This is a genomic window from Psychromonas sp. (assembly GCF_041586535.1).
GTDB lineage: Bacteria > Pseudomonadota > Gammaproteobacteria > Enterobacterales > Psychromonadaceae > Psychromonas.
The window spans coordinates 1-8354 of the sequence record NZ_JBFGZY010000166.1 but is presented as its reverse complement, the minus strand read 5'-3'; the positions used below and the strand labels follow the sequence as shown (position 1 = coordinate 8354).

Below are 8354 nucleotides of genomic sequence, written 5' to 3'. Positions count from 1 at the left end.
GCTTAAAAATTCGTGGCGGCAGGTAGTGCCGACACGTTAAACGCTTGTAAGAGGTTTTAGAAGACTAACGCAACTTAATGTTGCAATGCCTAAACCGTTGACGACAAGAATCACCTTGCTTTAGCTGGGTGAGCTTCAATTTCACCGCTGGAGAATAAGTTCAATCCGGAAATCGCTGGCTGCAGCCCCTGCAGTACATGGGAGCGGTGCTTGATTTTCCCCTGCATCACATAAGGGCTGAGTTTTGCCAGCAACTCCGGTACCTGTGCAAAATGATCCGGCATGGTAAAACCCTGAACAGTTAAACGTTTTTTAATTACGTTCAGCCAACTTGGACCCGGGGTGCTGTTTGTTGTAATCAGCGATTAAACCGCATACTACTACGCGCCCATGTGCATTCATACGTTCGAAAATCAGGTGTTGGATAGGACCCCCGGTATTTTCAAAATAGACATCAATACCAGCCGGGGCAAGTGTCGCTAATTGTCCATCGAGATCTTCCGAGTGGTAATTGATGGCTGCATCAAACCCCAGTTCATTGACAATCCAGGCTGCTTTTTCATCACTGCCAACCACACCGATCACGCGCAGGCCATCGGCCCTGGCAAGTTGTCCGACGATTGAACCCACTGAACCTGCAGCGCCGGTGACAATAAGAGTCTCCCCCTGTTTGGGTTTACCTACATTAAATAAGCCCTGAGTAGCGGTTAAGCCAGGCAGTGCAAAAACAGACAAAATAGTTTCATCAGGAAGCGGCAGATCCACCTTATTAATGCCGGTACCATTGCTGCGAAAATATTCCTGCCAGCCCATCATTCCCATCACCCGGTCACCAACTTTAAAATCGGGATGGTTGCTTTCTACCACCTCTCCGATACCAGAGCTGCGCATAACACTGCCTCTATTGCTCCGCCCTGCGGGCGTTTGATTAGGTTAATGGCAGTATATGTGGTCATCTTATCTTCCCCTTGCTTATCAGTTTTAGATATCCGCTTATGCTTATTATTCAGTAATTTTTATCGGATATAAAGTGGGATAAATGCTATTCTCTATTGTTTAAAAGACAATAATAAAGGGCAGTAATGGATCAGCTTAGGGCATTAAAATATTTTGTGAAAGTAGTTGAAACGGGTAGCTTTACAAAAGCGGCTCGGCTTTTTTCTGTGCCGCCTTCTTCACTTTCCAGAAGAGTGGCAGATCTTGAAAGTATGCTCGGCGCAACACTGCTGCAGCGCTCTACACGTCTGGTCAAACTAACCGAAATTGGCGCCGAATATTATCAGCAGGTGAGTGAAGTGATTGCTCAATTAGAAGACTGTAATGAAACGGTACGCCGTTATCAGGAAGTGCCGATCGGGAAATTGCGTATCACCAGCATGGTTGGCTTTGGCGAGCGGATACTAATTCCAATATTGGATGAGTTTAGTGCACTTTATCCTAAGATTGTTCTTGATGTCCACCTCAGTGATGAGCTTTCAGCGATAGGCCGGGATGATGTCGATCTGGCAATCAGAGGCGGCGGGGTACCCGGCGAACGGGTTGTCGCCATTCAATTGATGGAAAATGAGTTTATTCCGGCAGCCTCTCCCGGTTACCTGCAGCGTATGGGCACGCCAACAAATGCTTGCCAACTTTCCGAGCATAAGGGCTTGTATTTCCGTACCCCGACAGGGCCTACTCCCTGGTTATGCGAAATTGATGGCAAGTGGCAAGATGTATCTGCCCCTAAGGTAGCAGTCAGTAATGGCGGGAGTTGGTTGCTGAGCAAGGCGGTACAGGGACAGGGTATTGTGATGTTGCCCCGCTGGGTGCTCAAACCCTATCTTGAACGGGGTGAATTAAAAGAGTTACATTTTAAACCCGGATTAACCACCTCTACAAATTCAGAAATAGGTATTTACCTTTTATATCAGAAGCAGCGTTACCATATTCCTAAAATTAAAGCGATGGTGGATTTTTTAGTGGCACGAATTAAGGGAGTATATTAAAAGCAGAATGGCATCCCCCACTTACAGGGGGGAGTGTTTACCCCTACCGTCAGCCCTCAGATCGAAGATGGCGGGAAATTTCTGTACGCGTACTTCGATTGCGATTATAGCCACTTATACATTACGAATGAGTCGACGGGACCCTTAGTGGGATGTTCAAATGCCTTAGGTAATTGTCCAACAGTTTTAAAACCCAATTTATCCCACAGACGAATGGCTACGTCGTTTGTGGAGACTACAAAGTTAAATTGCATGGCGCGATAACCCAACTCCCGGGCAACATTTTGAGAATGTGTACACATCATAGTGGCCAACCCTCTGCCCCTCGCGGAAGGGGATACCATGTAACCGCAATTGCAGACGTGATCACCCGGTCCGGCGTGGTTTGTTTTTAAATAATAGGTGCCCAGAATTTTGCCATCTTCCTCTACAACATAAGTTTTACGCGAAGAGTCTAACCAGATATTTTTCGCCTGTTCTTTTGTTGTATTTATGGCATAGGCGTACGTATCTCCGGTTTTGACTATTTCGTGAAAGACCGGCCAGATTTTTTCAAAATCTTCCGTTGCGGCTTCGTAAATATTCATAATAGATTGTTAGTTCCTGAACTGGATGAGGGTATCTTATTTTCCTACCCTGCACGGGTATTAAAATGCAACATTTAAAATTAGATAATAAAGGAATTTCTGTCAGGATATTGGTGAAATGCTCACAAATTTAGCAGTTTGAATGAATTTGTTCGAGGGAAATTTCAGAATTGGAAAAGGGGGGAAAGCCAGAGTAAATTTCTCTGGCTAAAATAAACTGAAGTGCTTTATTACAAGTAATAAGCAGCTAATGGTGGAAAACCATTAAAGCATACCGCAGAATAAGTCGTGGTATAAGCCCCTGCCGTCAGCCAGTACATGCGGTCACCGATTTCCAGATCCGTTGGTAAGCCGTAACTGTAATGCTCATACATAATGTCGGCACTGTCACAGGTTGGCCCGGCAATAACGCATTTGTCCAATTCGCCATTTTTTTCAGTATATATTGGGAATTTAATCGCTTCATCCATGGTTTCAATTAAGCCTGAAAACTTACCCACATCAGTAAATACCCAGCGCTCCAAGGCGTTATAAGATTTTTTACTGATTAACACCACTTCTGAAACCAAAATACCCGCATTGGAAATAAGGGAGCGACCCGGCTCTAAAATAATCCGCGGTAAATCATCACCAAAATCTTCATGTAAAAAGTGCTTAATTTCTTCTGCGTAAGTTGTTAATTCATTGGTTTTATCAATGTAGTTTGCAGGAAAACCGCCACCCAGGTTAATCATCTGCAGTTGAATGTCATGCTCGTCACGTAAACGTTCGAAAATACCCTTTACTTTGGCGATGGCAGAGTCCCACGCACCAATATCACGCTGCTGAGATCCAACATGGAAAGAGATGCCGTAAGGTACCAGCCCTAATTCTTTTGCCAAAATCAACAAGTCACAGGCCATTTCATTCTGGCAGCCGAATTTACGGGATAAAGGCCAGTCAGCTGTATGTGTACCCTCAGTCAGAATACGTACATAAACCTTTGAACCTGGAGCCTCTTCTGCAATCATGCGTAAATCCGCTTCTGAGTCAGAAGCATACATACGTACCCCTTGTTCAAAGAAGGCACGCACGTCTTTACGTTTTTTAATGGTGTTACCGTAACTGATTCTATCTGCCGTTACGCCTATTTTCATCACCATATCAAGTTCATAAATTGAGGCGATGTCAAAGTTAGAGCCTCTGTCACGTAACAGGGTTAATATCTCTTCTGCTGGGTTAGCCTTAACCGCATAATAAACGTCTGCATAAGGGAAATTATGCACCATTTGGTCATACTGTTTGCTAATGATGCTAGTATCAATGATCACAAAAGGGGTTGGTTTATCTTCTGCGAATTTTTTAATACGTTGAAAAGATGCTGATTCGTAGTAGTCTTCAACGTCAATCGATATAAATTGGCTCATTCAGTTCGAGTTCCAAAAAAGTAAAATAAAGGCTGTGCCAGCCCATTCAAAAGAGGGCTAAGTAGACTTTATTTTTCCCCGTCACGCAATAATTTTTTGTCCCGTTTTTATGTTTTTTTTCCTGCGTTGTGTTTTTTTTCGGCATTTACTTTAATAATTGCTTAATAAACAGTAGGTTGTGGGTGTTTTTTTGTTGTGTTTGTGGTTTTTAAATAATTAAATGCTATCAAGAGGACAACAGAATAGTAGGGAATGATATAACAAATACAAAAAAATCCAGTGGCAGTAAATGCGGCTGGATTTTTAATATCAGGTTTTTATTGGAAGTTACTCTTCAGTTGCTTGTTGTTCAGCTTCTTGCTGTTCAGTTTGCTCTTTCTCTTCGTGGCTTGTACCACCACATTGTCCACAACAGCTCATTGTATTCTCCGTTAGATAAATTAGTTAGGGGCGGTTTATCTTTGATTACCAGTATAAGTAATTAACAAAGCTAAACAGACTGGGGTATTATATTAAAGATGTATATTAAATGCCACTTTAAGTTTCTCTTTTTAAAATTCTTTTCATAATAAAAATTACAGCGCCCGTGGTTTGATTAAAATGGGCAAATATAAAGCTACAAAACAGCCATAACCGATAATCCAAAACACAATCGCGGTGGTCATCACCTGGTGATAGTTAGTCAGCCAGTAAAGCCCGAATACTCTGGTGATAAAGGAGAGAACGATTGCTATAAATGCAATTGTCATTACTTTACCCACCACAATATTTCTGCCGGTGTGCCCCAGAGAAACACGGGAGATCATCGCCAGAATCATGGTTGCCATGGCTCCGACAGTTAAAGTATGAATTGCCTGTGAGTGGCTGACAAGGGGGGTAATCTCTGAAAGGCCATACATAAACAGACCAAGCGCAATACACCAGTAGCTGATGTGCAGGGACCAGACTAATGGCGTTTTCAGGGTTACCCAGATTTTCCAGCGAAACACACGTACGCTATGTGCGGAGCCGGCAACAAAAAAGATAACTGCTGTGACCATTGCAGGTAGCTCGATCAGTTTAAACCCACTTAATACGGCTAACAGGATACTGCCCGTGGCAAGGTTTTCTAACCACTTGATTGCAGGGACACGAGGAGTTCGGGTACCGTTGGCGGTAAACATCGGGAAGACCCGCCCACCCATAATACACATAATCAAGGTTACCAATAATACCATTGCCGTACTGGCACTGTTCATTAGTTGATAGTTTTGTGCGGCAACACTGTAATGCATAACCGCATTGCTGATAGCCATAATCAATAAGATAGGTATAAACATAATGTTGCGCCACAGTTTTACTTTTATAATCGGATAAGCAAGTGCCAGTGCTGATAAAGGTAAAAAAGCAAGATCTACGCCGGCAATAAGTGCATGGGGAAGGGTATCCGGAAAGAAAAATAAGATTCTGGCGATCAGCCAGAGTGTCACTAACAGTAGTAACCCTTTGCCATTTAAGCTGCGTACACCGGTCCAGGTTTGTACCGCAGTTAATAAAAATCCGACAATAACTGCGGTCGCAAAAGCGAATAACATTTCATGCATATGCCACCATAAGGCGCCGCCGTACAGGTTAAGGCTAAGACCTCCGGTTAGCAGACCATTCCATATAAGCAGGGCAACAATACTGAATAGGGCTGCGAGTAAAAAGAACGGGCGAAAGGCGAGGTCTAATAACGCAATACCTTGCTGAGTTGCAGGGGTATTACCTTTAGCGTTGCTAATATTAATCATAATCAGGTTCTCAAAAAAATGGGTAATTAGGGCCTATTTATTGGCGAAAAATTTCGCCACGGGTTAATAATTTGTTTAATTCCTGCTGCTGTCCTGGAGCAACTAAATCGTTCAGGGTATATTTGTCTAAGGTTTTGAAAAAACTCTCCTGCGCTTCGGCAAAAATGCCTTTCAGTTGACAACTAGAGGTGATCACACAGTGATTATTATCACCAAAGCATTCAACCAGCTTATTTTTGTCTTCGATTTCCCGCACCAAAGTACCGATATTAATTTCGTCAGGTGCACGGTTTAATTTGATACCGCCATTTTTGCCGCGTATCGCCAGTAAATGCCCCTTCATATTGAGCTGCTGGACAATCTTCATTAGATGATTTTTAGAAATCGCATAACTTTGCGCTATTTCATTGATTGTGCACAGCCTGTCCTGATTAATTGTTAAATAGATCAGCACACGAAGTGAATAGTCTGTATAGCGAGTAATATGCATTATCGGTAACCTTAATCTGCTTTAAATTAAAAGATGCATTTATTTTACATCTTTGTGGCTTGATGTAAAATAGTTTTCCCGTTTAAATGAGATACAGCGTTTTATTAAGTGCAAGGATACTTTTTATGAAAAACCTACAATTCTTTAATGCTAAATTGTTAAGCAAATACAATGTAAGCGGGCCGAGATATACTTCTTACCCGACAGCATTAGAATTTACTGAAAAATTTGATAATGATGAACTCAATAAGGCAATCAAAAACTCACCTAATAATGGCTTGTCGCTGTATGTGCATATTCCATTTTGTCATCGCCTTTGTTATTACTGCGGTTGCAATAAAGTGGTTACGCGCCAGCAGGGAAAAACCGAGACTTATCTGGCTTTTCTTGAAAAAGAGATCCGGTCACGCGCTGAATATTTCAAAGATTATACAATCAAGCAGATGCACTGGGGGGGCGGTACGCCGACATTTTTATCCTACCAACAAATTTCACATCTGGTTTCTTTACTCAAAGCTAATTTTAATTTAGCTGATGATGCTGAGATAAGTATTGAAGTTGATCCGCGCGAAATAGAGCTGGAAATGGCCGATCATTTGCGTTCAGTGGGTTTTAACCGAATCAGTATTGGTGTGCAGGATATTGATCCTAAAGTACAAAAAGCCATTAACCGCGAGCAGAGTACAGATTTTATTTGTGCTTTGATTGAGCGTGCCAAAGACGTTGGTTTTAAGTCTATTAATATTGATTTAATTTATGGTCTGCCATTTCAAAGCGTCGCGTCATTTAGCAAAACACTGGATAAAGTAAAAGAGATGGATCCGCACCGTATTTCTCTTTTCAGTTATGCACATTTGCCCTCGCGGTTTTCATCACAACGAAAACTGCGTGATGAATGGTTACCCAATGTTGAACAAAAATTTGCATTAATGAAGCATTCCATCGAAACACTGTGCTCTTTTGGTTATGAATTTATCGGCATGGATCACTTTGCTAAACCCGATGATGAATTAGCTGTTGCCCAACGCGAGGGAGTACTGCATCGAAACTTTCAAGGTTATACCACTCTGGGCGAATGCGACCTGCTTGGCTTGGGTGTCTCTTCGATCAGCGCGATCGGTAATGCCTATAGTCAGAATAAAAAAGAGTTAAAAGCCTATTATCAGGCTGTGGATGCCGCTGGCCATGCCGTTGAAAAAGGCCTTACCTTAAATCAGGATGACTTGATCCGTGGTGCTGTTATTCATCAATTGATGTGTAACCTGTATCTTGATAAAGAGCAGATTAATGATCAGTATAATATTGATTTTGATAGTTATTTTACAGATGAAATACAGCAGTTAAAGACATTTATCGATGATGATCTGCTGGTTAACACGAATCAATATATTAAGATCGATCAGGCTGGTCGTCTGCTGGTGCGTAATATCTGCATGTCATTTGATGCTTATATGAAAGCGCAAGTCAGTCAGCAGCGTTTTTCAAGGGTTATTTGACTAATAAACCTCAATTCTAGATAAGCAAATCAATACAGCACCGTTTTTTTCGTATATATCTGCGTAAAATCATCGAAGCAATAGCCAACCATCAGGAGCACAATGTTGTTCAGAGAATATTTACAAAAACGGGAATCCTGCCCGCCTAGAAAAACATGGTGCAAAATATTGTGGTCAGGGTTAGGGGCATTTGTCGGGATCTATCTGATTGCGTTAATATACCCATGATACTTCAAGATGCAAAGTCAGCAAGGTCAATTGAGCCGAGATGCTAGACATAAAATTGAAGTCTAGTTATTCTACAGAAAGATTTTATAACAAAGCAGATTGGTGCAATTTCCCTTGCCCTACGGGGCGCGAGCTCGAAAACCAGTGCTGCGTTGCAGCAATCGAAAAGGGAGTAACCATTACCTCGTGTTGCGCCTTGCTCTGATTTCCAAGCTCATGCCTGACAAAGCATTTTGAAGTAACATGGGTATAAGCCACTATGCACACAGCAATTTGCAGACCAGCCTGTTTTTAGTCGCTTCATTTGGTGCTTCAGCCGTGCTGATTTATGGTGTGCCGCAGGCGGAGTTTTCACAACCCCGTAATCTGCTTGGCGGGCATCTCATC

The 8354-nt window shown here is 42.3% G+C and carries 6 protein-coding genes and 2 pseudogenes; 3 read left to right on the top strand and 5 right to left on the bottom strand.

Features of this window, described 5'->3' with window-relative positions; all coding sequences use genetic code 11:
* Positions 1-110 precede the first annotated feature (110 nt).
* A pseudogene (locus tag ABZA00_RS15365) lies at positions 111-900 on the bottom strand (NADP-dependent oxidoreductase); the annotation flags it as partial.
* Positions 901-1082: 182 nt separating this feature from the next.
* Between ABZA00_RS15365 and ABZA00_RS15360 the strand changes: the two are divergent.
* Complete coding sequence (locus tag ABZA00_RS15360; RefSeq protein WP_372883035.1) at positions 1083-1988, top strand: LysR family transcriptional regulator; 906 nt, start codon at positions 1083-1085, stop codon at positions 1986-1988.
* Positions 1989-2092: 104 nt separating this feature from the next.
* Here the strand turns inward: ABZA00_RS15360 and ABZA00_RS15355 are convergent, their stop codons facing one another.
* The 4 genes from ABZA00_RS15355 to ABZA00_RS15340 all read right to left on the bottom strand — a co-directional run bounded on the left by ABZA00_RS15355 (position 2093) and on the right by ABZA00_RS15340 (position 6243).
* On the bottom strand, positions 2093-2575 hold the full coding sequence (locus ABZA00_RS15355; protein WP_372883034.1) for an N-acetyltransferase family protein: 483 nt from the start codon (positions 2573-2575) through the stop codon (positions 2093-2095).
* Positions 2576-2805: 230 nt separating this feature from the next.
* Entirely contained in the window at positions 2806-3981 is a 1176-nt protein-coding gene (locus ABZA00_RS15350; RefSeq protein ID WP_372883033.1) for a type III PLP-dependent enzyme, read from the bottom strand.
* 575 nt (positions 3982-4556) lie between these two features.
* Positions 4557-5753: an NnrS family protein gene (locus tag ABZA00_RS15345; protein WP_372883032.1), complete on the bottom strand. Its 1197-nt coding sequence runs from the start codon at positions 5751-5753 to the stop codon at positions 4557-4559.
* A 37-nt stretch (positions 5754-5790) separates the two neighbouring features.
* Complete coding sequence (locus tag ABZA00_RS15340; protein ID WP_372883031.1) at positions 5791-6243, bottom strand: Rrf2 family transcriptional regulator; 453 nt, start codon at positions 6241-6243, stop codon at positions 5791-5793.
* A 125-nt stretch (positions 6244-6368) separates the two neighbouring features.
* Here ABZA00_RS15340 and hemN point away from each other — a divergent pair, with 125 nt between their 5' ends.
* Positions 6369-7739, top strand: a complete 1371-nt coding sequence (hemN, locus tag ABZA00_RS15335; protein WP_372883030.1) for an oxygen-independent coproporphyrinogen III oxidase — start codon at positions 6369-6371, stop codon at positions 7737-7739.
* A 522-nt stretch (positions 7740-8261) separates the two neighbouring features.
* Positions 8262-8354, top strand: a pseudogene (locus ABZA00_RS15330) (HPP family protein); the annotation flags it as partial.

Coding starts and splice junctions, on each gene's coding strand:
- ABZA00_RS15360 (WP_372883035.1), top strand. CDS start 1,083: ATGGATCAGCTTAGGGCATTAAAATATTTTGTGAAAGTAGTTGAAACG.
- ABZA00_RS15355 (WP_372883034.1), bottom strand. CDS start 2,575: ATGAATATTTACGAAGCCGCAACGGAAGATTTTGAAAAAATCTGGCCG.
- ABZA00_RS15350 (WP_372883033.1), bottom strand. CDS start 3,981: ATGAGCCAATTTATATCGATTGACGTTGAAGACTACTACGAATCAGCA.
- ABZA00_RS15345 (WP_372883032.1), bottom strand. CDS start 5,753: ATGATTAATATTAGCAACGCTAAAGGTAATACCCCTGCAACTCAGCAA.
- ABZA00_RS15340 (WP_372883031.1), bottom strand. CDS start 6,243: ATGCATATTACTCGCTATACAGACTATTCACTTCGTGTGCTGATCTAT.
- hemN (WP_372883030.1), top strand. CDS start 6,369: ATGAAAAACCTACAATTCTTTAATGCTAAATTGTTAAGCAAATACAAT.